Source organism: Flexivirga sp. (genome assembly GCF_035551235.1).
Taxonomy (GTDB): Bacteria; Actinomycetota; Actinomycetes; order Actinomycetales; family Dermatophilaceae; genus Flexivirga.
Genome location: NZ_DASZNO010000049.1, coordinates 20,574 through 42,697, shown reverse-complemented (window position 1 = coordinate 42,697; position 22,124 = coordinate 20,574). Strand labels below are relative to the sequence as shown.

The window sequence follows — 22,124 nt, the reverse complement described above, 5'->3', positions numbered from 1 at the left end:
GGAGATCCGATGCGCGCCTTCCGGGATGCCGTGGAAGCCAACGACCATGGGGCGATCGCAGCGCTGCTGGCCGACGACGTGCGATTCACCAGCCCGGTCGCGTTCAAGCCGTATGACGGCAAGGCGATCACCGCGGCCATCCTGCGGGCCGTCACGCACGTCTTCGAGGGCTTCCACTACGTGCGTGAGATAAGTTCTCCGGACGGCCGGGATCATGCGCTCGTCTTCGAAGCGACGATCGACGGCACTCTCGTCAACGGGTGCGACTTCCTGCACGTCAACGACGCCGGCCTGATCGACGATTTCGTCGTCATGGTGCGGCCGTTGTCGGGTGCGAAGGCTCTCGCCGAGGCGATGGGTGCACAGTTCGAGCAGGTGGTGGCCGAGGCGACCTCGGACAGCCGACCTCGCTAGGTCGACCACGCGGACGAGGCGGCCCATCCGATGGAGCGCCGACCACGTTACCTGGGTCCGGGAACACCGAATTCCGCTGACAGCGAACGGATTCGGGACTTAAGCTCTTTCTAATTCAATCGAACACAGTTATCATTGCTGTATGACGAATAAACTCCTCCCCACTGCGGATGAGTTGTCCTGTGCCAGCAGTTCCGAGTTGCTGGATGCGGCGTTGCAACTGACCTCACTGGCCTTCGAGAGCGCCCGCACGGACGCTGATCCGTTGACCAAGGAGGAGCTGCTCGAGCAGGTCGCGGCCACCCAACGGGTCGCGAATTCGGCTCTCTCAGCCCAGGCCGTCCGCATCGCGCAGGCTGCCGGCCATGAAGAGGTCTTCGACCCGGATATCGCTGATACCAAAGTGATTCGACATCATCTCGGGTTTGCTGACGAGTGGATCGACACCGAGATCGCGCCACTGCTGGGCCTCGGCCCACGACAGGTCGGCACGCGCATCCAGCACGCCCTCGACGCGGTCACACAGGCGCCACGGCTGATCACCGAAGCGGGCAGCGGCTCTGTCGACCCGGCCAAGATCGGTGTCGTCACGGACATGCTGGCTGGCACGACCACGAAGACGAAGCGAGCGGTCGAGCGCGCCCTGCTGGACCAAGGCATCGCCGGCCTCACGACCACACAGCTGCGTCGGCGCATTCCGAAGCTCCTGGCCGAGCTGGAGCCGACCTCCGTCGAACCGGCCGCAAAACGCAGGCGCCGCAATCACATTGGTGTCTTCTCCCGGCCACACCACGAGCCGGGTCTTGCCGAGATGGTCGCCATCCTGCCGACCGAGGACATCGCGGCAGCGCAGCGCGCCATCGATGAGCACGCCAGACAACTGCATGCCGACGACACCACTGGCAAGACCCTTGCCGAGTGCCGCGCCGATGCCTTCATCGACCTGTTGCTCCGCAACGTCCACGTCGACACGACGATCGTCTTCCACCTTCCGGTGCGGCCGACCTGCGGCGAAACCTCCTCGCCCACGGGGGCATTCGGCAATGTCACCTTCGACGGCGAATATCAGCCGGGCGGGAACGACGGCACCATCGGCCACGGCGACCGTGTCAGCGATGATCCGGTCGGCGACGAGCTCAACGCACTGCTGGACGACATGCTCGGCGTGATGCCGGACCCCGACAACTACCACGGCGACGACGACCGTGACCTCGACGAGTTCGACAACCTCGACCTGGGCGACATCGGCTGGGACCAGCTGCTTGCCGAGGCGCGGAGACAACACCCGGCACCTCAGGGAAGCGAGACCAGGCCTCGAGGAAGCGGGGCGACGGCGACGAAGACCCGATCCGCGCGGTCATCACAACCCGCTCGCCCGGCCTGCGCCGCTTCACCCGCATCGCCATTCGAAGACGTCATCGTGCCGGGAGTTGGCGTCATACCTGCTGCGCAAGTGGCGCAGTTGGCCCGGACTGTCGGCACCGCGGTGACCCGGGCACTCACCGACCCGGTGACCGGCACGGTGATCGAGACGATGAGTCGCAAATATCGACCAACGGCCGCGATCCGTCGGATGGTCACGACCCGAGATCAGCACTGCCGCTTCCCGGGGTGCAGTATGCCGGCGGCCTACTGCGAGCTGGACCATGTGGCTCCGTGGCCGCTCGGCGAGACGAAACCCGCCAACCTGCACTGCCTCTGCAAGCACCACCATCGCGCCAAGCACGAGACCGGATGGCGAGTCTCGATGACACCCGACGGTGTGTGCACGTGGACGAGCCCATCCGGACGCACCTACCGCACAATGCCTGCCGATTGATCTCGGCCTGCCGACTGATCCGCTTGCTAGCGTCGGGTGATGGGTAGTCCGCCGGGTTTCGAAGCACTCTTCGCGCGGTCGTATGTCGATTACGCGAACGCCGACATCGTCGGCACCTTCGACGACCCACCATCCGAGCTGGTGCACCGGATCCACCTCGTCGCCACGCCGGAGCCGGGCATCGTCACGGTCTGCGAGTCGATCGAGGGATGGCGCTTCCTCCCGGGTGGCCGGCTCGAGCCGGGCGAGAACCTCGAATCCGCAGCAACCCGAGAGCTCTACGAGGAAGCGGGCTCCGCGCCGACAGGACCTCTGCGAATCTTCTTCAGCCACGTCGCACACAGCCGCAACGACGCGCCATACCTGGTTCACGTGCCGCACCCGATCATGTGGTGGGTCTTCGCCAGCGTCCCGACGACGGTCGTCGCTGCTCCGCCGAAAGGCGTCGCCGGCGCCGAGCAGATCACCGCGGTCCGGCACCTGCCCGTTGCTGCAGCAATCGACTGGATGGCCGGTTCCGACGATGCCACCGGCGCAGAGGTCCTCCGGCTCGCACGGCATCTGGACATCGTCTGATCGCTTCCGTCAAAAAGTTCGGAAAAGTCTGTCCCCTGATGTCGAGATGGCTGCTTCAGCTCCGTCCCTCGTACATCCGCAGCCACAATGGCTGGCAACGACGAAGGGAACGACCATGCCGAAGTACCTGATGTTGAAGCACTACCGCGGCGCACCCAAGGGAACGCACGACGTGCCGATGGACCAGTGGAACCGCGACGAGTTCGACGCTCACATGAAGTACATGAGCGATTTCGCGGACCGTCTCGAAGCCGCCGGTCAGCTGGTCGAGGAACACGCCCTCGCACAGACCGGCATGTGGGTCCGGTATGACGGGGAGGGCAAGCCGCCCGTGACCGACGGCCCGTTCGCCGAGACGAAGGACCTCATCGCCGGCTGGATGATCATCGACGTGGAGTCGGAGGAGCGGGCGATCGAGCTGGCCGGTGAGTTGTCGGCCGCTCCCGGCAAGGACGGCAAGCCGATCGGCGAGTGGCTGGAGCTGCGACCTCTCATGACGGCCGAAACCGCTCCGACCTTCGAGTAGTGGACGACCAACTCGTCCGGGACCTGGTTCCCGCAGCAATCAGCGCCCTCTGCCGACGTGGAGCAGACTTCGCGTCGGCAGAGGATGCCGTCCAGGATGGCTTGATCAAAGCGCTTGAGGCTTGGCGCGATTCACCACCCGACGACCCACTCGCATGGCTGATCACCGCGTCCTGGCGTCGCTTCCTCGACCAGGTCAGGTCGACCGACGCACGGCGGGCGCGCGAGCTGCGCGCCACCGAGCAACCCGAGCCGAGCACTGCCCCTGGCACTGACGACAGCCTGCAGCTGTACTTCCTCTGCGCCAACCCGAAACTCACCAACTCGTCCGCCGTCGCCCTGACGCTGCGCGCTGTCGGCGGGCTGACGACGCAACAGATCGCGGACGCCTATCTGGTGCCGGAAACGACCATGGCGCAACGCATCAGCCGCGCGAAGCGGCAGTTGCGGGACACGAGGCTGGACTCTCCCGGCGACCTGGCCACCGTGCTGCGAGTGCTCTATCTCGTCTTCAACGAGGGGTATGGCGGCTCCCTCGACCTGTCGGCCGAGGCAATTCGGCTGACCCGCCAACTGGCCTCGCTGACAACAGAACCCGAGGTTCGTGGACTGCTCGCACTGATGCTGCTGCACCACGCCCGACGCGCGTCACGCACGGACCAACAGGGCCGGCTGGTGCCATTACGGGAGCAGGACCGCACCCGCTGGGACACCGAGTTGATCACCGAAGGCATCGCCATCCTGCAGCACGCACTTGCCGCCGACCGGCTCGGCGAATACCAGGCGCAGGCAGCGATCGCGGCGCTGCATGCGGATGCACAACGGGTCGAGGAGACCGATTGGGTGCAGATCGTGAGTTGGTATGACGAACTGCTCGCCATCACGAACTCCCCTGTCGTGCAGTTGAATCGCGCCATTGCACTCGGCGAGGCCGATGGTGCGCACGTCGGCCTGGCGGCACTCGCGGAAGTTGATCCGACGGTGCCCCGCCATACAGCCGCAGCGGCATACCTGCACGAAAAAGCCGGCGACCTCGCGCAGTCCGCCGCCCTCTACACCGAGGCAGCTTCCAGGGCCACCAACACCAAGGAACGCGACCACCTGTTGCGAGAAGCCGCGCGACTACGCGAATTCCTTTGATAATCCTTTACCTTCGCGCGTGTCGTAAGTCCCACAGTTACCGGCGGGTCGGGCCGACACTGTGATCGTCGTCACTCGTACGACATTCCGCCATGCCTCACGGAGGAGCCACCGGTGCGCCTGGGATCCTGCTTCACCATTGCCACGACCGCATTCGCCATGACGGCGACCTGTCTGCTGACGCCACCGATGGCGCAAGCGGCCACCCGGCACGACAAGCCGTGGACGACCTCCTTCGAGACATCGCAGCCCGCACCGTCCACGTCCAAGCAGTTCGGCCCGCTCGTCAACGTCTCCGGCACGGGCGACGACGGGGCGCCCCTGGTCGCGAAGGTCGGCGGCGGACCGACCAGCGGGTTCAACATCCACAAGGGGACCGGATTCACCGGCACCCACGGGCTGCAGTTCTCCGGCGTCAATCGCGGAGCAGGTCCTGCACGGGGCGCCGACTCCCTCTACGACAACGTCGGTCGCCGGATCAGCAACGGCGATGAGCTGAGCTACAAGGTGTTCCCCGAGCGCGGGAGCAGTTCGTCATACGCCTCGACCTATGTGGCCATCGACCTGGTCTTCACCGACGGCACCCGCATGAGCGCGACGCCCGACGCGACCGACACTGATGGTTCACCCATTTCGGCGAGCGGCCACGGCCTGAAGAAGGTCCTCTACACCGACCAGTGGAACTCGATCCACATCGATCTGAGCCGGTATGCCGGCAAGACCGTCGACAAGGTCATCGCCGTCTACGACAACCCCGACGACGGCGGTGCCGGCCAGAAGTTCAGCGCCTGGTTCGACGACCTGAGCGTGCAGCGCGCGCCCAAAACCGACCTCACGAACCGTGCGTCGATCGTCGACACCCGGCGCGGGACGCTCTCCTCGGGTGACTTCTCGCGCGGCAACAACCTTCCGGCGACCGCGATGCCGAACGGCTTCAACTTCTTCACCCCGATGACGAACGGCAAGAGTCGCAGCTGGGAATACACCTACGCCTCGTCCAACAACGATGCGAATCTGCCCTCTTTGCAAGGCATCGGCGTGTCCCATGAGCCGAGTCCGTGGATGGGCGACCGCAACCAGTTGGCGATCATGCCGTCGCCCACCGCGCAGCCGACCTCGACCCTCACCGACCGGGCGCTCACGTTCGACCACGACGACGAGACGGCGCGTCCGGATCTCTACAGCGTGAAGTTCACCGACGGGCTGAAGGCCTCCGTGACGCCGAGCGACCACGCGGGCGTCTACCAATTCACCTTCCCGGGCTCGACCGGCTCGGTGCTGCTCGACAAGGTGGCCGGCGACTCGAAGCTGCACGTCGATGCCGACGGCACGGTGAGCGGCTGGGTCGACAACGGCAACTCCGACGGCGCCACCCGCATGTTCGTGTATGGCGAATTCGACCGCACACCAACGAAAACCGGCGACGCAACGGGTGACCGCGCGGACAGCGCCCGGTACGCCTCCTTCGACACCTCCTCGGACAGGACGGTCGAGCTGCGCCTCGCGACATCGTTCATCTCGACCGATCAGGCGAAGCACAACCTCAACCTGGAGGTGGCCCGCAAATCGTTCAAGCGGGTGCAGCAGGCTGCGAACACCGCGTGGAACAAGCGCCTCGGTGTCATCGACGTCACCGGCGCCGGACGGACCCAGCTGCAGTCGCTCTACTCCAACCTCTACCGGATGAACCTCTATCCGAACTCGCAGTTCGAGAACGTCGGGACCGCCGCGAAACCGCAGTACCAGCACGCCAGTCCGGTGCTGCCGACCAAGGGCGACGCAACCGACAGCGCCACGAACGCACAGGTCAAGCCAGGGAAGATCTACGTCAACAACGGCTTCTGGGACACCTATCGCACCGAATGGCCGGCCTATTCGCTGCTCTACCCGAAGCTGGCCGACGAGCTGGTCGACGGCTTCGCCCAGCAATACCGCGAGGGCGGTTGGGTCGCCCGCTGGTCCTCCCCCGGCTATGCCGATCTGATGACCGGCACGAGCAGCGACACCGCGTTCGCCGAGGCCTACCTCGAGGGCAGTGTCGACACGAAGACAGCGCTCACGGCATACGACGCCGCGTTGAAGAACGCGACCGTGCGCTCGACGGACAGCGCCGTCGGCCGGAAGGGCCTCAGGACAAGCCCGTATGCCGGCTACACGTCAACAAGCACAGGCGAATCCGTCTCCTGGTCGCTCGAGGACTACATCAATGACGCCGGTATCGCCAGGATGGCGACCAAGCTGGCGAACGATCCGAAGACGCCGAAGAACCGCATCGCCCAGCTGAGGAACGACGCCGCCTATCTGACGTCGCGGTCCAAGGACTACGTCAACCTCTTCAACCCGGACACGGACTTCTTCCAGGGCCGCAACGCCGACGGTTCCTGGCACACCTTCGGCGGCAAGCCGTTCGACCCCACCAGCTGGGGAGACGTCTTCACCGAGACCGACGGCTGGAATTTCGCGTTCCACCCGACCTACGACATCCCGGGCCTCGAGTCGCTGTATGGCGGCAGCAAGGGCCTGATCGCCAAGCTCGACAAGTTCTTCGCCACACCCGAAACCGCCTCCAACCCGGGCGGATACGGCGGCACGATCCACGAGATGCGCGAAGCGGCAGCGGTCCGGATGGGTCAGCTCGGGATGAGCAACCAGCCGTCGCACCACATCCCCTACGTGTATGCCGCGGCGGGCAAGCCCAGCGCGACGCAGGCGAAGGTCCGGGAGATCACCCGGCGGCTCTTCGTCGGCAGCGACATCGGCGAGGGCTACGCCGGTGACGAGGACAACGGCGAGACCAGCTCCTGGTACATCTTCTCGGCGCTCGGCTTCTACCCGATGTCGGTCGGCTCCGGCCAGTACGTCATCGGTTCGCCGCTCTTCCGCACCGCAACGGTCCACCTCGCCGGTGGCCGGAAGCTGACGATCGACGCACGCAACAACAGTCCCCAGAACGTCTACATCCAGTCGGCGACGCTGAACGGAAAACCGTTGCAGAGCGCCACGATCGACGCTTCTCTGTTGCAGAAAGGCGGCGATCTCTCCTTCCAGATGGGGCCGAAGCCGTCCACCTGGGCTGCGAGCTCGAGCAAGGGCACACCCGCCAAGCCGCTGTATGACGCAACGACGCCGGGCTACGGCACGACCACCTCGTCCGACGGCACGTCGACGACTGCACTGACCGACGACGACTCCTCCACCGACACGACTTTCACGTCGAAGACACCGACGGTCACCTGGCGCAGCGGTTCCGGTCCGATGACGGTCAACCGCTACACCATCACCAACGGGTCCGGCGGCGGCACGCCCACCGCGTGGACCCTCGAAGGCTCGAGCGACGGCGGGAAGTCGTGGGCAACCCTCGACAAGCAGCAGAACCAGACGTTCCGCTGGGACGACCAACTCGTCCCCTACTCGATCGCGAAACCCGGTTCGTATGACGCCTATCGACTGCGGATCACGGCAAGCACCGGTGGTGCGCCGACGCTCTCGGAGTTCGAGCTCTCGGCGGATCCCGCTGGGAAACAAGGCGATCTGGCGGTCTCACCCGTCCAGGGCCTGAAGTCAACGGTCGGCAGCAAGGTGACCTCGCCGCTGGCCGTCGTGAGTGGTGTGCCCGAGGGCGCGACGTCAGTCACCGCCACCGCGGACTTCCATGACGGCAAGGGGCCACAGCCGGCAACGGTCAGCAGAACCCCACTCGGACGGTATGCAGTCAGCGCCCCGCACACCTTCGACGTCGCCGGGCTCGCATCGGTGGACATTGCCGCGAGCGTCTCCGGCAAGCAGGTGTCGACCCCGGTCGAGATCGCCGTCAGCAGGGATCAGCTCTTCGCCGACACGATGAACGGCACCTGCATCGGGCTCCCCGGGTCGGGTGCCGACTGTGATGCAGGGGGCGTCGGATTCTCGCGAACGTCATTGGCGGACAACGGTTTTGTCCAAGGTGAGACGGAGAAGGTGCCGGGCACGGACCTGTCGTTCGACATACCGAAGCCGGTGGGCGGCAACGACAACGTCGTGGCCGACGGACAGACGGTGATGTTCGACCCGGGCACCGACGCGACGAAGATCTCGGTCATCGGCACGGCGACCCAGAAGGACCTGAGTGGCACTGCAACCATGCACTTCTCGGATGGCTCGACGGCGCCGTTGGCCATCGGGTTCGGCGACTGGGTCGGCGCGGCGGGCTCGCCGAAGTTCGGCAACATCGTCGTCGGAAAGTCGGCCGGCCGTGTCTCCAGCGGTGGCACTGACTCCCTCACCGCGGCGATCTTCTCGACCGCGCCGGTCGAGCTGCCCAGCGGTAAGAAGCTCGTGTCGATCACGCTCCCGCCAGCAGTCGGCACTGCATCGTCCGATGGCCGGATCCACGTCTTCGCGTTCGCGTCGAACGGAAGCCGATCGGCGGCATACACACCGATCGCCCTGACGGCGAAGACCGTTGCGGACCAGCCCAGCGGCACCTCGTTCACCGCCGAGTTGGCCACCGTCACAGGCGGATCCGGCACCCCGACCGCCACCGTCAACTGGGGCGACGGGTCCGCAATGGCGACCGCCGACGTCACGAAGTCAGCCGACGGCTGGTCGATCACCGGCGGTCACTCCTACGCGAAGGCGGGCACCTACACAGTCACCGTCACCGCGGACGACGGCGTCAAGAGCGAGGCGACGACAACCAAGATCACCGTCTCGTAGTCCCGTCACCGCTGGCTGTCGGTCACCACTTGGCCGTGGTCGGTCGTGATCCGGTGCCAGTACGGACGGCCAAGGTCGTCGGTGCCCGCGTAGCTTGTCGTGGAGTGCCCGTCGGACTCGCTGGTCGTGCCGTCCTTGCGCGCCAGGACGCCGTATGACGTGACGTTCCAGTCCCATCCGCGCCGCACGAGCTGCCGGCCGTCGCTCACCAGACTCGACACGCGTTGTGTCATGTCGACCGTGCCGTTGAGCGAGAAGTTCTGGTCGTCGACGTAGTCCGCTGCGGAGAAGTCGACGCTGATCGGGTAGGACTCGTTCAGCGACGCGCTGCGCACGATGCGGTTGCCGATGCGGGAGACCGACCGGGTGGCCATCGCGTCGCGCTGCGTGATGTTCTGAACAAGGCCGGAGTCACCGACACTTCCCGAATTGGACCAGTTCCGAGTGGTGTTCACGGTTGTCACCACTCGTCCGGCGGAAGTGTCGACATACCCGCTGAGCGTGTCGTCGCGTTGAGCGGTCTCGCCATACTGCACGGTGCCGTCGACCGGATCGCCAGCGGTGGTGGACGTCGCCGGCGAGGCGGCCACCGAGTCCTCCGTCAACGCGCCGGACGTCTGCGCGCGGTGGTGGTCGGTCCACAGGAAGAGCGTGGCGCGAACATTCCACCTGTCACCGATCGGGTTGATACCGAACGAGATCGTGTGTTCCTTGCCATCCACGAGCTTCCCGGCGAACGGTGTCAGGTCCAGCGACTCGGTGCGCATGTCGAGCGTGTTGATCGCGACGACCGGTCGCCACAAGGTGGGGACGATGCCGCCGGAGTAGATGTGCGGGAACGTCCCGACCGCCCCGGCTCGTGTGCCGTCGACCGTGACAGCGGCCTCCCGGTAGGCACCGGCTGCACACAGCCCGGCACCCGGGACCTTCGCGGCGACCTCGTCCGGCACTGCGGTGAACCACTGCTCGTCGCAGCCGTTGCCCTTCAGCGTCGTCTCGAGCCGGGCGCGGGTGATGTTGCGCGGGAGGTCGCTCAAGGTCGCCGAGGCCGTGCGGCTGTCCGGGGTCAGGTCGGCGACGGGCACCCCGACGACCTTGTCGGGGACATCCGGCGCCGGGTGGTTCCGATCGGCCAGGTAGAAGGTGATCGTCACCGTCTGGTCGTAGTTGCCGGTGTAGATGTCGGACATGTAGTTGGTGTAGCCGCCGGAGAACTTCTGCGGCGACTTGAAGAGTGCGCTGAACTCGGTGATGTCCTTGCTGAAGGAGAAGGTCGTCGGCTTCGCGCCGTTCGGCTCCTGTGTCGTGCCGAACCACACTGGCACGCCGCCGATCTCGAGCTCCCCCGATCGGTCGTACTGCCGTCCGGACACGGAGGTCGTCGAGTCCAGCACGACCTTCGACCACTTGCCCTTGCACTGGTCGGGCACTTGAATGCTGCCGGAGTAAAGCTGCGGCGACAGATCGGCGGCGTTCGACATGAAGTGATCGGCGAGCGTCACCGTGCAGTGCTTCGTCTCGGGCCGCGACACCGGCGGCTGCGCCGAAACCGTTTCACCGCCCGAGGATTCGATCACCCCACTCGCGGCACGGCCGGACGCCGCACTTGCGCCGGTGGCACCGGCGAGCGCCATACCAGCGGACAGGACGGACACTCCCACAACGCTCACCAGACGACGCACCACGACTCCTCACTCGAGCTGACCGGACCACCGAATGACGCTAGTCCGGTCTCACGCCGCCCGGGGCGTTCGCGAGCGCCGGGCCCGCAGTGGTCACATCGCGACCGCCACCACCTAGATTGAGATGTATGACGAGCGAGTCCACGTCCGAAATGGACACCACGGCATACAGCGACAGTCAGGTCGCCGCGGCATACAACGCAGTGGCTGCGGAGTACGCCGAGGCCATGCGCGACGAACTGGCGGGCAAGCCACTGGATCGTGCGCTGCTCGCGGCGGTGGTGGAGATGTGCGACGGCGGGCGCATCGCCGACATCGGCTGCGGACCCGGCCACGTGACCCAGCACTTGAAGTCGCTCGGCGCCGAACCGCTCGGCATCGACATCTCGCCGGCGATGATCGACATCGCACGCACCGAGAACCCGGGCGTCGAGTTCCGTGTGGAGTCGATGACCGACCTGACCGAGCTGGACCAGAGCCTGGGCGGCGCGGTGCTGCTCTACGCGATCATCAACCTCAGCCCGACCGAACGCGCCCGCACGTTCGCCCAGGTGTTCCGCGCGCTGCGACCCGGCGGCATCGCGCTGGTGTCGTTCCACATCCGCAGCGAGGAGTTCGCCGCCGGCCAGACTCAGCACCTGGAGACGTGGTTCGGGCACAGCGTCGACATCAGCGGACACTTCCTCGAGCCGGACCAGGTGATCGACGAGATCGCCGATGCCGGCCTCGACATCGTGTCGGTCACCACCCGTATGCCGCACCCGGGCGTCGAGATCCCGACCGAGCGCGCCTATGTGCTGGCGCAGCGTCCGCCGCAACCGGCCTGAGCGGTTCGGCCGGGGCCTGCCGTCATACCCGGCTGACAGGATGCGTGCGTGGACATCGCCGAATGGACCAGCCGACTCGAGGACGTCTCTGCGGGATACGCCGAGGTGTATGCCGTGGACCGCACGCCGGACTGGATGCTGCTGAAGCTGATGGAGGAGCTCGGTGAGCTCAGCCAGGCGTGGCTGGTCGCGAGCGGCCGGGGTCGGGACCGCAACCTGACCGAGCAACAACAGCACGAGGCAGTCGCCGCCGAGTGCGCCGACGTGGTGGCGATGGCTCTGCTGGTGGCACACCGGATGGGCGTCGACGTCGAGTCCGCCATGCGCGACAAGTGGCTGGCGTGGGAGGAGTTCCACGCGAAGCGACGTGCGAACGCAGCCACCACTCCACCAATCACGTTGGACAGCAACGCTTTTCAGAACTAGCCGATAACCCGCACCGCGCTGTGCGAGACTGGGAATCCACCCTGATCAAGGAGCTCCCATGAGTGACTGGCCCACCTCGGCGAAGGTCGTCGTCGTGCTCCTCATCCTGCTGATCGTGGTCCCCGCGATCTTCAAGCTCGTGTGGCTCGCGATCACCGCCGCCATCGTGCTCGGCATCGGCTACGTCGCGATGCAGGCCATCAACCGGAAGCGCTGACTGCGCTCGATCACTCCGCGGAGCGCTTCGCCCGCCGGCGGGCCCGGAAGAAATCGGTGAGCAACTGTGCGCACTCGTGCTCCCGTATGCCGCCGGTCGCGTCCGGCTTGTGCGGGCTCGTGTTGTCCGCAATGACGTCCCACGCGCTGCCGCAGGCGCCGGCCTTCGGATCCCAGGCACCGAAGACGATGTGCGAGATCCGTGACTGCATGATCGCGCCCGCGCACATCAGGCACGGCTCCAGCGTGACGACCATCGTGCAGTCGTCGAGCCGATAGTGCCCGAAGGTCTCCGCCGCCGACCGGATCGCGACGATCTCGGCGTGCGCCAGCGGGTCGCTGTCCGCGACACGGCGGTTGGGTGCCGCACCGACGACGGCCCCCGCACCGTCCAGCACGACCGCACCGACCGGCACGTCGTCGGTGGTGAGCGCCATACCGGCTTGGCGCAGGGCCAGTGCCATCCATTCGTCATAAACATCGGGCGCGGGCACGACTAGAGTTTGCGCCATGCGTGTCGAGCTGGCCAACCACCCCCTCATCGCCCACAAGCTGACCTACCTGCGCGACAAGCGCACCGACAGCCCGACGTTCCGGCGCCTCGCCGAGGAGCTGGTGACCCTGCTGGCCTACGAGGCCACCCGCGAGGTGCGGGTCGAGCCGTTCCACATCGAGACGCCGGTCGCCCCGACCACGGGCATCAAGCTGTCCTCCCCGAAGCCGCTCGTCGTGCCGATCCTGCGCGCCGGCCTCGGCATGCTCGAGGGCATGGTCCGGCTGTTGCCGAGCGCCGAGGTCGGCTTCCTCGGCATGCAACGAAACGAGGAGACGCTCGAGGCGATCACCTACGCCAACCGGCTGCCGGACGACCTGTCCGGCCGGCAGTGCTACGTGCTGGATCCGATGCTCGCCACCGGCGGCACGCTGGCGATGGCCATCCGCTACCTCGCTGAGCGCGGGGCCGACGACATCACCGCGGTCACCCTGCTGTCCGCGCCCGAGGGCATCGAGGCGGTCGAGCGGGACCTGGCCGACTTGGACATCCCGATCACCCTTGTGACCGGCGCGATCGACGAGCGGCTCAACGAGAACGGCTACATCGTGCCCGGCCTGGGCGACGCCGGCGACCGGCTCTACGGCGTGGTCTGAGCTACGCGACCTTGACGACGGTCGGTTCGTCGCCGGCCACTCGACCGAGGCCGCGAATCGACGGCACCAGCAACGTGATCGCGACGATCGCGACATACAGACAGCCGGCGGCGACCAGCAGGGTGCCGACATCGATGGTGCTCGCCAGCCACCCGAAGGTCAGGCTGCCGATCGGTATGGCGACGAACGACCCCAACATGTCGTAGCTCGACACTCGCGAGAGAACCTCCGTCGGGATGCGCTCCATCATCGCGACGGTCCAGCCGGTGCTGAAGACCTGCGTGCCCATGCCGCTGACGAACGCGACCGCCATCATCGGCAACGTCGCCGGGCGAATCCCCAGCATCAGCAACGGTATGGCGAAGCACGACATACCCAGCATGCCCGCTCGCAACGGGTGACGAAGCTTCCAGCGCAGCAGGATCATCGACATGACGAGCATGCCGACCGCCTCTGCTCCGACCACCAGACCCCAGCCGCGGATGCCGAGCGCCGCGTCGTTCTTGGCCACCACCGGACCCACGACGACCCAGGCGCCGATGTGTATGGCGTTCAGCACCCCGAAGGCCGCGACGATCACCCAGAGCCAGGTGCGTGAGGTGAATTCGCTCCAACCGTCACGCAATTCGACGATGATCGAGGTCCGGATCCCGCGCTTCGCCGTCGGCAACGCGACGTTCATCAGCATCGCCGCGGCGGCAAGGAACGTGACACCGTCGATCGCGAGCGCCAGCGCCGAGCCGGTCGTCACGACGAGCGTCGTGCCGAGGATCGGGCCGATGAAGGTGGCGCCGTTGCGCACGAACGACATCAGCGAATCTGCCTGCTGCAATTGGTGTTTCGGCACCAGCTGCGGGATGAGGCCCTGCTGCGCCGGCATCGAGAAGGCGCTGACCCCGCCGGACAGAGCAGCGAGCACGATCATCGAACCGACCGTCGCCCACTCCTGTTGCAATGACAGGGCCATGGTCAGTTGGATCACGGCCATCGCCAGATAGCAGGCCTGCATGACCGCGCGGCGCGGCAACCGGTCGGCGATGACCCCACCGAAGAGCAGACACAGCACGCTGGCCGACATCTGCGCCGCGAGCACGATGCCGAGCGACTCCGAGGAGTTGTCGATGTGCAACACGGCGAACGCGATCGTCACCGGCGTCATCATGCTGCCGACTATGTTCACCGACCGGGACAGGAAGAACCAGCGAAAATCGTTGCCGCGCAACACTTCCAGCGTCGATGACCGGTCGCTCATTGCGCACCGCCCTGCTCGCCGTCCTGCACGTCGCGCTCGTCCCGCATCGGGAAGAGTTCAGTCTGGAAGTTGACGTGCACCGAGCCCGGAGCGTGCGGCCGCAGCGCCTCGTCGTGCACGAGCATCGATGCCTCCTTCACCAGGTCACGCGCCCTGCGCCATACATCGGGGGTGAGCCAGACCTCGGCGTCACTGCTGATCGCCGGACCGTCGACGCGATGCTCCGCCCGCCGTACGAGCTCGTGGTGCAGCGCTTCGAGGTACTGCCGGAACTCGGCGTCGGCGACCCTGACCGAACGTCGCGGCCGCTGACCCGGCGCCCGCTCCTCCGGGTGGCGGTAGCGGTACTTCTTCGCCTGCCCTCCACGCACGCTCTCGGTGGTCGCGACCTCGACCTGGCCCGCCTTCGCGAGCGTTCGCAGGTGATAACTCGCGTTCGCCTGGGTGATGTCCAGCTCGCGCGCCAACTCCGCAGCGCTCAGCGCGGCACCGGTGAGCAGCGACAACATCCGCAACCTGACCGGATGCGCGGTGGCGCGCAGCTCACTGATCGCGTCATCCTCCAAAGACATGTTTGGGAGTATGGCGCACGGTGGCGTCGACCGTCAAAGAGTTATTTGGCGGTGCCGCTTCTTCCTGATCGACAGGAGTACAAATGCATCGACAGGAGTACGAAAAACAGCGATATTCGTACTCCTCTCAATCAGTTACTACGCCTCTCGATCAGAGCGGTGGCCACTCGTCGCCCCACCGCACGTCGCGCGCTTGCTTGTATGCCGCCCCTTGCCGCTTCGTCACCACTTCACGACTCGCGGTCCCATCAGGCCGACACAACTGCAGCTCGACCAGGCCCTTGCGCTTGACCGGATGCCGCAGCACCCGCGCAGCATCGGCCTCCGGAACGTCGACACCTCCCGGAACCGCAACGACATACGAGAACTTCTCGTCCTCGTGCCCGAGCTCGCCACCCTTGAGCTGGCGGTGCACCGACGAGCGCTCGACGCGTGCGCTGAAGTGACACCAATCCGGCTGTCGCACAGGGCACTCGAGCTGATGGGGACAGGGTGCGACGGCCTGCCAGCCGGCCTCCAGCAGCGCCCGGCGCGCCGCCAGGATCCGCTGGTGACCACTCGGCGTACCCGGCTCGATGATCGCAACGGCACCGACCGCGGCTCCGATCGCGGCGCGCACCAATGCGTCCTGCGCCGCCGGGTCGAGCTCCGAGAGGACATACGACACTGTCACCAGATCCGCTGCGGGCACGGGTGAACCTGCCTGCCAGCGCACGAATTCCACCGACCCCCGCTCGGCGGCCCGCAACTGTCGGCCGAGCTGCAACGCCTCGCCCACCTGGTCGAGCACGGCGATCCGGGCGTCCGGCCACCGGTCCTGCGCCGCCCACGCGGCCGCACCTGTGCCACCACCCAGGTCGGTCACGCTGGTGATCTCCGGCAACCGGAAGGCACTGTGCCGCAACATGTTCGTGCAGGCCGCGAGAGTCGCGGGCATCCGGTAGAGCGCGTACGCCATGACGTCGGTCGCCCCGCCGAGGATCGGCGCAGACGCCGCGCCACCCTCCCGATAGCGACCGATGAGCCGATCGACAGAGGCGGCGAGCGGCGCACGTGGCACGCCGGCTGCGGCAGCATCGAGGGCGTCCCGCAACCGCAGGTCGAGCGGGCGCGTCGGGGTGGTCGACATGGGGCGGTCTCCGGGTCGGGCATGAGCTGGGAAGTGGTGAGATGCCGCGGAAGCGACCACACATGCTAGCCACCGGGTGACGACCGAAAGCGGTAGCGTGAGGAGCCGACGCCCGCCGTACGACACACCGGCGGACGCCAACATCAGTCACAGGTGTCACATCTGTCACACTTGAAGCCAGACCGTGCGCCCGCCCGCCCAAGGGCTGAGCCCCTACGAACGCCGGAGGAATGATGGCCCTGGACAAGGTCCGCAAAGTCGTGATCTGGCTGGTCATCGCCTTCATCGCCTACGCGATCTTCACGTCGCCGGGCAAATCGGCCGACATCGTCCACAGCATCTGGTCGATCCTGAGCAACGGCGTGGAGCAGATCGGCAAGTTCTTCGACAAGATCCTGAACAGCTAGGCCGGTCAACCCGATGGATCATGTCGATCCACGCGCCGAGTCCGCGATGGCGCGCTTCCTGCTCGACGACGAGACGATCGTCGTTGCGCAGCGACAGCACTGGGCGACCGTCGGCCAACCGGTCGCGATGGCGGTGGCCGGCTTCTTCCTGGCACTGATCGCCGGCTTCTCCGCTCCCGCCCGACTCGGTGTGCTCACCGACTTCGCCTGGAAGCTCTGGTTCATTCTGCTGGCGAATGCCGTGATCCGAATCGTGGTGTGGCGGTGCGACTGGTTCCTGGCGACCGACAAGCGCCTGCTGATGATGTATGGCGTGATCAACCGGCGTGTCGCCATGATGCCGCTGGCCAAGGTGACCGACATGTCGTTCAACCGGCCCCTGCTGGGACGGGTCCTCGGCTACGGGCAGTTCATCCTGGAGAGCGCCGGCCAGCAGCAGGCGCTGCGCCGCATCGACTTCATCCGCGACGCCAAAGGGACCTATCTGGCAATCGTCGGCGAGATCTTCGGCGAGGACGACCCCAACGGCACCGGCTCGGGTGAGTACGACGACCCCGATGCCGCGGAGGGTCAGGACGACGACACCGATCCCTTCCTGTACCGACAGCTGGCCGGCGCCCGCACGAGCGCCCAATACGAGGACGACCCGACGAACCTGCCGGTCCGGCCGATCGGGACCTTCCTTCCCCGCCCGGAACGCCAGCGGCGCAGCGGCCTGCGCGAGCGCGTTCTGCGCAAGGCCAAGACGGACCCGCCCCCACCTCAGGCGTTCGGCCACGAGGGCGATCTCGGGTGGGAGCGACCCGTCCCGTTGCCGCGGCCGCGCAAGCCGCGCGACCTGCGCGACGACTGACCGTCTGCCGGGCGATGGTGCGACGTCGGTCGCGGGGCGGATAACCTGCGTGGTCGAGTCAATGCGCCGCCCTCGCAGCGCAGCCCGTGGCAGGAGTTGAGTTACATGGCAGTCCGTCCGATTACCGTCATCGGGCACAAGGCGTTGCACCAGCCGACCAAGAAGGTCAAGGAGATCACTCCGGAGATCCGCACGCTGGTGCAGGACATGTTCGACACCCTGGACGCTGCGAAGGGCGCCGGCCTCGCCGCCAATCAGGTCGGTGTGCGACTGCGCATCTTCGTCTACGACTGCGCCGACGAGTCCGGCGTCGATCAGCGCGGCGTGGTCATCAATCCGAAGCTCGAGAAGGGCACCGTGCCGCCCGGCGACCCGTCGCCGGATGACGGCGCCGAGGGCTGCCTGTCCGTGCCGGGCGAGTGGTTTCCCACACCGCGCTCCACCTGGGCGAAGGTCACCGGCACCGATCTGGACGGCAACGAGGTCGTGGTCGAGGCCACCGGCGGCACGCTGGCCCGCTGCCTGCAGCACGAGACCGATCACCTCGACGGCAAGCTGTATGTCGAGAGGCTGACCCCGACATACCGCGGCAAGGCCCGTGACGCGATGAAGGCCCGCGGCTGGGAGGCCGCGCACATCACCAAGTGGGACCCACAGACCCAGGAAGCCGAGAAGGTCTGACCCCGAGCGGGTCGAGCAGCCGCGAGGGACGAGCGGCCCATCGAGACCATAGGCTTGGCCGCATGCGCGCCGAACCCATTGCCAAGCCACATGCTTTCCACGCCGAGGGTCCGATCTGGTGGCCGGAGTGGTCACTCGAGGGCCCGGGCGAGTTGCGCTACGTCGACATGATGGCCGGCGACGTGCTGATCGCGCGCGGCGAGGACGTCGAGCGCATCCACGTCGGCAAGGTCGCTGCCGCCATACGCCCACGTGGTGCGGGTGGTGCCGTGATCGCACTGGAGCGCGGCTTCGCGCTCGCCGACAGCAACGACCTGTCCGACCTGCAGGTCATGCAGCCGATCTGGGACGACGAGTCCGTGCGGTTCAACGACGGCGGCTGCGACCCGATGGGCAACTTCTACTGCGGGACGATGGCCTACGACCAGCACGAGGGCGGCGGCTCGCTCTACCTGCTCACCGTCGAAGGTATGGCGTCACCCGTGCTGCACAACCTGACGATCTCCAACGGCATCGGCTGGTCGCCGGAGGGCACGACGGCATACCTGAACGACACCCCGACGCGCACCATCTGGGCGTTCGACTGGGAGCCCAAGACCGGCCTCACCGAGCGCCGCCCGTGGGTCACGCTGCCCGATGACGTGAAGGGCGCCCCCGACGGGCTCTGGGTCGACCAGGAGGGCGGCGTCTGGGTCGCGTTGTATGGCGGCTCGGCCGTGCACCGCTACGTCAACCGTCAGCTCACCGAGGTCGTCGAGGTCCCGGGTGTCACGAACGTCACGGCGTGCACCTTCGGCGGCGACCGCCTGCAGACCCTCTACATCACCACCACGCGGGAGAACGTGCCGAAGGGCGAACAACCGCTCGCCGGAGCGGTTTTCGCGGTCGAGCCGGGCGTCGGCGGCCTGCCGGTGGCACCCTTCGGAGCGTAGTTCCAGCGGGTCGAGTAGCCCGGAGGAGCGAGGCGGAGGAGGGCGTATCGAGGCCCATCCATCCCGATTTCACACCTGGGCGATTGCTCGGGTAGAGTGTCTCAGCGTTGCGCGGTAACCGCGCGGCACGCACCCGTAGCTCAACGGATAGAGCATCTGACTACGGATCAGAAGGTTTGGGGTTCGAATCCCTACGGGTGCACGTACTGAGTTGAGACGGTGCAGGGCCCCGGCAAGCGGAAACGCTCGCCGGGGCTTTCTCATGTCCGCACCACCCACCTGTCCCGTCGGTCGGTGCCCCTAAGCTGCCGGCACCGGGTCGCTTCAGGGAAGGCACTCATGACCAAGCAGATCGATGTCGTCGGTGCCGTCCTGGTGCGTGACGGCACGGTGTTGGCCGCGCAGCGCGGGCCGACGATGGCGCTCGCCGGACACTGGGAGTTCCCGGGCGGCAAGATCGAGGCCGGTGAATCGCCGCAGGAGGCCCTGGCGCGCGAGCTGGACGAGGAACTCCTGTGCACGGCTACGATCGGTGACCACGTCGAGACGACCTCGTACGAATACGACTTCGGCATCGTCACGCTGACGACATACTTCGCCACCCTGGACGCCGGTGAGCCGCGGGCCACCGAGCACGCCGAGCTGCGGTGGATTCCGGTGCGAGAGCTGCAGAGCGTCGAGTGGGCGCCGGCCGACATCCCGGCGGTCGAACGCATCATGCAAGTGCTGGCCGAGTAGGCCCGAGACCGCACCGTGGATCTCGTCTCCGAAAGCATTGCCACCTCCCCGGTCGACCGAATCCAGCGCTGCCGCAACGAATTGGCCGTGGCCACTTGTGAAACATCGCCGTAACTCAGCGGCGATATCGTCGGTGGATGAGTTCCCCGGTCGAGCGGATCCGGGCGGGCCACGAGGGCGACCTCGAGGAGCTGACCCGGATCTACAACCACTACATCGTGAACACGCCGATCACATTCGACGTCGAACCGTTCACCATCGAGCAGCGGCGGCCGTGGCTCGACGCGCACCCGGCGCACGGTCCGCATCGGTTGTTGGTGGCCGAGGACGACGGTCAGGTGCTCGGCTACGCCACGAGCAGCCCGTTCCGTCCGAAGGCGGCTTATGCGACGTCCGTGGAGACCACCGTTTACCTGGCGCCCGAGCACACGGGACGCGGCCTCGGTAGTCGGCTGTACCTGGCGTTGCTCGAGACACTGCGGACCGAGGACGTGCACCTGGCCGTCGCAGGCGTGACCCAGCCGAACGAAGCCTCGGCGCGGCTGCACCTGCGGTGCGGCTTCCGCCAGGTCGGTGTGTTCGAGGAGGTCGGCCACAAGTTCGGCGAGTTCCGGGACGTCGCCTGGTTCCAGCAACGGCTGACTGGCTGACGCCCCCGGCGACACGCCCCTCGCCTCAACTCAGGTCCGGGGCTCGTACCGCCGCAGGACGACCGACGTCATCCGTTGCCGCATCTCTGACAGACCGCCCGCGATCGCTCCGTCCGCACGGGCCTGCACCAGCACATTGCCGAGCGCTGCCGCCTCCACCGGCCCGGCGATCACCGGTAGTTCGCACCGGTCGGCGGTCAACTGGCACAACAATGCGTTCTGCGCCCCGCCGCCGACAAGGTGAATCACCTCGATCCGCTTGCCGGACAACGCTGCTGCTTCCCGGACTGTCCGCCGGTAGGCGTCGGCAAGGCTGTCCAGGATGCAGCGCACCAGCTGCACCGGGCGCTCGGGCACGGGCTGGCCGGAACGCCGGCACTCCTCGCGAATACGCGACGGCATGTCGCCCGGATGCAGGAAGTCATCCGTGTCGACATCCACAACGGCACGAGTCGACAGCGACGCCGCCTGGTCCAACAAGGCCGGCAGGTCCTGCGGGTCGCCGTCCGCCTCCCAGTGGCGCAGGCTCTCCTGCAGCAGCCACAGACCCATCACGTTGCGCAGGAAGCGCACGCTCCCGTCGACGCCGAGTTCGTTGGAGAAGTTGGCCTTTCGCGCGTCCTCCGTCAGTACCGGACGTGGCAGCTCCACTCCGACCAGTGACCACGTGCCGGACGAGATGAAGGCGAAGTCCGCAGTCTGTGCGGGCACCCCCACCACGGCCGACGCCGTGTCATGGGAGCCGACCCGGACCACCGGCACCCCGACCTGACCCGTCGCATCCGCGGTCACCGGGCCGGCATTACTGCCCGGCTGCACGATCGGAGGGAAGAGATCATCGCGGATCCCGAGATCGGTGAAAAGCTCTGTGGCCCAGTCCCTTCGGCGCAGCGCGAGCAAGGCGGTCGTCGAGGCGTTGGTCAGCTCCGAGCCGAGTGCTCCGGTGAGCAGGTGCACGATCAGATCAGGGATGAGCAGTGCGTGTCGTGCCGACCGGAGCGCCGTCGAGTGTCGTTCGGCATACAGCTGATAGATGGTGTTGATCGGCATCCGCTGTATGCCGGTGACCGCGAAGAGTCGCTCCGGAGGAACCAACGCGTCGACCTGCTCGGGAACTCCATTCGTGCGCTCATCGCGATAGTGCACCGGGTTGCCGAGCAGCTTCCCGCGCTCGTCCAACAGCGCGTAATCGACCGCCCACGAGTCGATTCCGATCCCTGAGAGGTCGCAGTCATACGACCGCAGGCCCGCCACGATGCCGGCCCAGATCGACTCGATGTCCCATTGCAGGACACCATCGACGCGGATCGGGGTGTTGTCGAAACGGCATACCTCACGCAGCCGGATCCCGCTGCCACCACCCACCTCGCCGACGATGACCCGACCGGAGGATGCGCCGAGATCGACAGCGGCATACCTGCGCACTCCCGCGAGGGCCATG

At 66.7% G+C, this 22,124-nt stretch carries 22 protein-coding genes and 1 tRNA gene; 17 read left to right on the top strand and 6 right to left on the bottom strand.

What is annotated here, in order from left to right:
- The first annotated feature begins 9 nt into the window (after positions 1-9).
- The 6 genes from VG502_RS18710 to VG502_RS18685 all read left to right on the top strand — a co-directional run bounded on the left by VG502_RS18710 (position 10) and on the right by VG502_RS18685 (position 9,169).
- Entirely contained in the window at positions 10-414 is a 405-nt protein-coding gene (locus VG502_RS18710; protein ID WP_325551614.1) for a nuclear transport factor 2 family protein, read from the top strand.
- A 142-nt stretch (positions 415-556) separates the two neighbouring features.
- Positions 557-2,233: an HNH endonuclease signature motif containing protein gene (locus VG502_RS18705; protein ID WP_325551612.1), complete on the top strand. Its 1,677-nt coding sequence runs from the start codon at positions 557-559 to the stop codon at positions 2,231-2,233.
- A 39-nt stretch (positions 2,234-2,272) separates the two neighbouring features.
- Positions 2,273-2,809, top strand: coding sequence for an NUDIX domain-containing protein (locus VG502_RS18700; protein WP_325551611.1), 537 nt, complete (start codon positions 2,273-2,275; stop codon positions 2,807-2,809).
- A gap of 115 nt (positions 2,810-2,924) precedes the next feature.
- Positions 2,925-3,335 (top strand): YciI family protein, encoded by a 411-nt coding sequence (locus VG502_RS18695; protein ID WP_325551610.1) that lies wholly within the window; start codon positions 2,925-2,927, stop codon positions 3,333-3,335.
- Positions 3,281-4,474 carry an RNA polymerase sigma factor gene (locus VG502_RS18690; protein ID WP_414655760.1) on the top strand — a complete coding sequence of 398 codons (1,194 nt, stop codon included), beginning with the start codon at positions 3,281-3,283 and terminating at the stop codon, positions 4,472-4,474. The genes VG502_RS18695 and VG502_RS18690 overlap by 55 nt, the downstream gene beginning before the upstream one ends.
- A 114-nt stretch (positions 4,475-4,588) precedes the next feature.
- Entirely contained in the window at positions 4,589-9,169 is a 4,581-nt protein-coding gene (locus tag VG502_RS18685; protein WP_325551608.1) for a GH92 family glycosyl hydrolase, read from the top strand.
- 5 nt (positions 9,170-9,174) lie between these two features.
- Here VG502_RS18685 and VG502_RS18680 read toward each other — a convergent pair whose 3' ends face one another.
- Positions 9,175-10,851 carry a peptide-N4-asparagine amidase gene (locus VG502_RS18680; RefSeq protein ID WP_325551606.1) on the bottom strand — a complete coding sequence of 559 codons (1,677 nt, stop codon included), beginning with the start codon at positions 10,849-10,851 and terminating at the stop codon, positions 9,175-9,177.
- A 128-nt stretch (positions 10,852-10,979) separates the two neighbouring features.
- On the opposite strand from VG502_RS18680, the gene VG502_RS18675 reads away from it, so the two are divergent.
- The 3 genes from VG502_RS18675 to VG502_RS18665 are packed head-to-tail and all read left to right on the top strand — an operon-like array spanning position 10,980 to position 12,321.
- A complete protein-coding gene (locus tag VG502_RS18675) occupies positions 10,980-11,678 on the top strand; it encodes a class I SAM-dependent methyltransferase (RefSeq protein WP_325551605.1) in 699 nt (232 codons plus the stop codon).
- 48 nt (positions 11,679-11,726) lie between these two features.
- A complete protein-coding gene (locus VG502_RS18670) occupies positions 11,727-12,104 on the top strand; it encodes a nucleoside triphosphate pyrophosphohydrolase family protein (protein ID WP_325551604.1) in 378 nt (125 codons plus the stop codon).
- Positions 12,105-12,162: 58 nt separating this feature from the next.
- Positions 12,163-12,321 (top strand): hypothetical protein, encoded by a 159-nt coding sequence (locus tag VG502_RS18665; RefSeq protein WP_325551602.1) that lies wholly within the window; start codon positions 12,163-12,165, stop codon positions 12,319-12,321.
- Positions 12,322-12,331: 10 nt separating this feature from the next.
- Here the strand turns inward: VG502_RS18665 and VG502_RS18660 are convergent, their stop codons facing one another.
- A complete protein-coding gene (locus tag VG502_RS18660) occupies positions 12,332-12,814 on the bottom strand; it encodes a nucleoside deaminase (protein WP_325551600.1) in 483 nt (160 codons plus the stop codon).
- Between the two features lie 16 nt (positions 12,815-12,830).
- Between VG502_RS18660 and upp the strand changes: the two genes are divergently transcribed.
- On the top strand, positions 12,831-13,469 hold the full coding sequence (gene upp / locus VG502_RS18655) for a uracil phosphoribosyltransferase (protein ID WP_325551599.1): 639 nt from the start codon (positions 12,831-12,833) through the stop codon (positions 13,467-13,469).
- Position 13,470: 1 nt separating this feature from the next.
- Here upp and VG502_RS18650 read toward each other — a convergent pair whose 3' ends face one another.
- The 3 genes from VG502_RS18650 to VG502_RS18640 form a co-directional block, all read right to left on the bottom strand.
- Positions 13,471-14,721: an MFS transporter gene (locus tag VG502_RS18650; RefSeq protein WP_325551598.1), complete on the bottom strand. Its 1,251-nt coding sequence runs from the start codon at positions 14,719-14,721 to the stop codon at positions 13,471-13,473.
- Positions 14,718-15,293: a helix-turn-helix domain-containing protein gene (locus VG502_RS18645; RefSeq protein WP_325551597.1), complete on the bottom strand. Its 576-nt coding sequence runs from the start codon at positions 15,291-15,293 to the stop codon at positions 14,718-14,720. Before VG502_RS18645 ends, VG502_RS18650 begins: the two co-directional genes overlap by 4 nt.
- 151 nt (positions 15,294-15,444) lie before the next feature.
- Positions 15,445-16,422: a small ribosomal subunit Rsm22 family protein gene (locus VG502_RS18640; protein ID WP_325551596.1), complete on the bottom strand. Its 978-nt coding sequence runs from the start codon at positions 16,420-16,422 to the stop codon at positions 15,445-15,447.
- 233 nt (positions 16,423-16,655) lie between these two features.
- On the opposite strand from VG502_RS18640, the gene VG502_RS18635 reads away from it, so the two are divergent.
- The 7 genes from VG502_RS18635 (at position 16,656) to VG502_RS18605 (ending at position 20,683) form a co-directional block, all read left to right on the top strand.
- Positions 16,656-16,829 (top strand): hypothetical protein, encoded by a 174-nt coding sequence (locus tag VG502_RS18635; RefSeq protein ID WP_325551595.1) that lies wholly within the window; start codon positions 16,656-16,658, stop codon positions 16,827-16,829.
- Positions 16,830-16,842: 13 nt separating this feature from the next.
- Positions 16,843-17,682, top strand: a complete 840-nt coding sequence (locus VG502_RS18630) for a PH domain-containing protein (protein WP_325551594.1) — start codon at positions 16,843-16,845, stop codon at positions 17,680-17,682.
- 105 nt (positions 17,683-17,787) lie between these two features.
- Positions 17,788-18,363 carry a peptide deformylase gene (gene def / locus VG502_RS18625; RefSeq protein WP_325551593.1) on the top strand — a complete coding sequence of 192 codons (576 nt, stop codon included), beginning with the start codon at positions 17,788-17,790 and terminating at the stop codon, positions 18,361-18,363.
- A gap of 62 nt (positions 18,364-18,425) precedes the next feature.
- Complete coding sequence (locus tag VG502_RS18620) at positions 18,426-19,295, top strand: SMP-30/gluconolactonase/LRE family protein (protein WP_325551591.1); 870 nt, start codon at positions 18,426-18,428, stop codon at positions 19,293-19,295.
- Between the two features lie 129 nt (positions 19,296-19,424).
- Positions 19,425-19,497 (top strand) — tRNA-Arg (locus VG502_RS18615).
- Positions 19,498-19,634: 137 nt separating this feature from the next.
- Positions 19,635-20,033, top strand: a complete 399-nt coding sequence (locus VG502_RS18610) for a (deoxy)nucleoside triphosphate pyrophosphohydrolase (RefSeq protein ID WP_325551589.1) — start codon at positions 19,635-19,637, stop codon at positions 20,031-20,033.
- Between the two features lie 137 nt (positions 20,034-20,170).
- A complete protein-coding gene (locus VG502_RS18605) occupies positions 20,171-20,683 on the top strand; it encodes a GNAT family N-acetyltransferase (protein ID WP_325551587.1) in 513 nt (170 codons plus the stop codon).
- Positions 20,684-20,713: 30 nt separating this feature from the next.
- On the opposite strand, the gene VG502_RS18600 is transcribed toward VG502_RS18605, so the two are convergent.
- Positions 20,714-22,123, bottom strand: coding sequence for a rhamnulokinase (locus VG502_RS18600; RefSeq protein ID WP_325551586.1), 1,410 nt, complete (start codon positions 22,121-22,123; stop codon positions 20,714-20,716).
- Position 22,124 lies beyond the last annotated feature (1 nt).

Coding starts and splice junctions, on each gene's coding strand:
- VG502_RS18710 (WP_325551614.1), top strand. CDS start 10: ATGCGCGCCTTCCGGGATGCCGTGGAAGCCAACGACCATGGGGCGATC.
- VG502_RS18705 (WP_325551612.1), top strand. CDS start 557: ATGACGAATAAACTCCTCCCCACTGCGGATGAGTTGTCCTGTGCCAGC.
- VG502_RS18700 (WP_325551611.1), top strand. CDS start 2,273: ATGGGTAGTCCGCCGGGTTTCGAAGCACTCTTCGCGCGGTCGTATGTC.
- VG502_RS18695 (WP_325551610.1), top strand. CDS start 2,925: ATGCCGAAGTACCTGATGTTGAAGCACTACCGCGGCGCACCCAAGGGA.
- VG502_RS18675 (WP_325551605.1), top strand. CDS start 10,980: ATGACGAGCGAGTCCACGTCCGAAATGGACACCACGGCATACAGCGAC.
- VG502_RS18665 (WP_325551602.1), top strand. CDS start 12,163: ATGAGTGACTGGCCCACCTCGGCGAAGGTCGTCGTCGTGCTCCTCATC.
- upp (WP_325551599.1), top strand. CDS start 12,831: ATGCGTGTCGAGCTGGCCAACCACCCCCTCATCGCCCACAAGCTGACC.
- VG502_RS18650 (WP_325551598.1), bottom strand. CDS start 14,721: ATGAGCGACCGGTCATCGACGCTGGAAGTGTTGCGCGGCAACGATTTT.
- VG502_RS18645 (WP_325551597.1), bottom strand. CDS start 15,293: ATGTCTTTGGAGGATGACGCGATCAGTGAGCTGCGCGCCACCGCGCAT.
- VG502_RS18640 (WP_325551596.1), bottom strand. CDS start 16,422: ATGTCGACCACCCCGACGCGCCCGCTCGACCTGCGGTTGCGGGACGCC.
- VG502_RS18635 (WP_325551595.1), top strand. CDS start 16,656: ATGGCCCTGGACAAGGTCCGCAAAGTCGTGATCTGGCTGGTCATCGCC.
- VG502_RS18630 (WP_325551594.1), top strand. CDS start 16,843: ATGGATCATGTCGATCCACGCGCCGAGTCCGCGATGGCGCGCTTCCTG.
- def (WP_325551593.1), top strand. CDS start 17,788: ATGGCAGTCCGTCCGATTACCGTCATCGGGCACAAGGCGTTGCACCAG.
- VG502_RS18620 (WP_325551591.1), top strand. CDS start 18,426: ATGCGCGCCGAACCCATTGCCAAGCCACATGCTTTCCACGCCGAGGGT.
- VG502_RS18610 (WP_325551589.1), top strand. CDS start 19,635: ATGACCAAGCAGATCGATGTCGTCGGTGCCGTCCTGGTGCGTGACGGC.
- VG502_RS18605 (WP_325551587.1), top strand. CDS start 20,171: ATGAGTTCCCCGGTCGAGCGGATCCGGGCGGGCCACGAGGGCGACCTC.
- VG502_RS18600 (WP_325551586.1), bottom strand. CDS start 22,123: ATGGCCCTCGCGGGAGTGCGCAGGTATGCCGCTGTCGATCTCGGCGCA.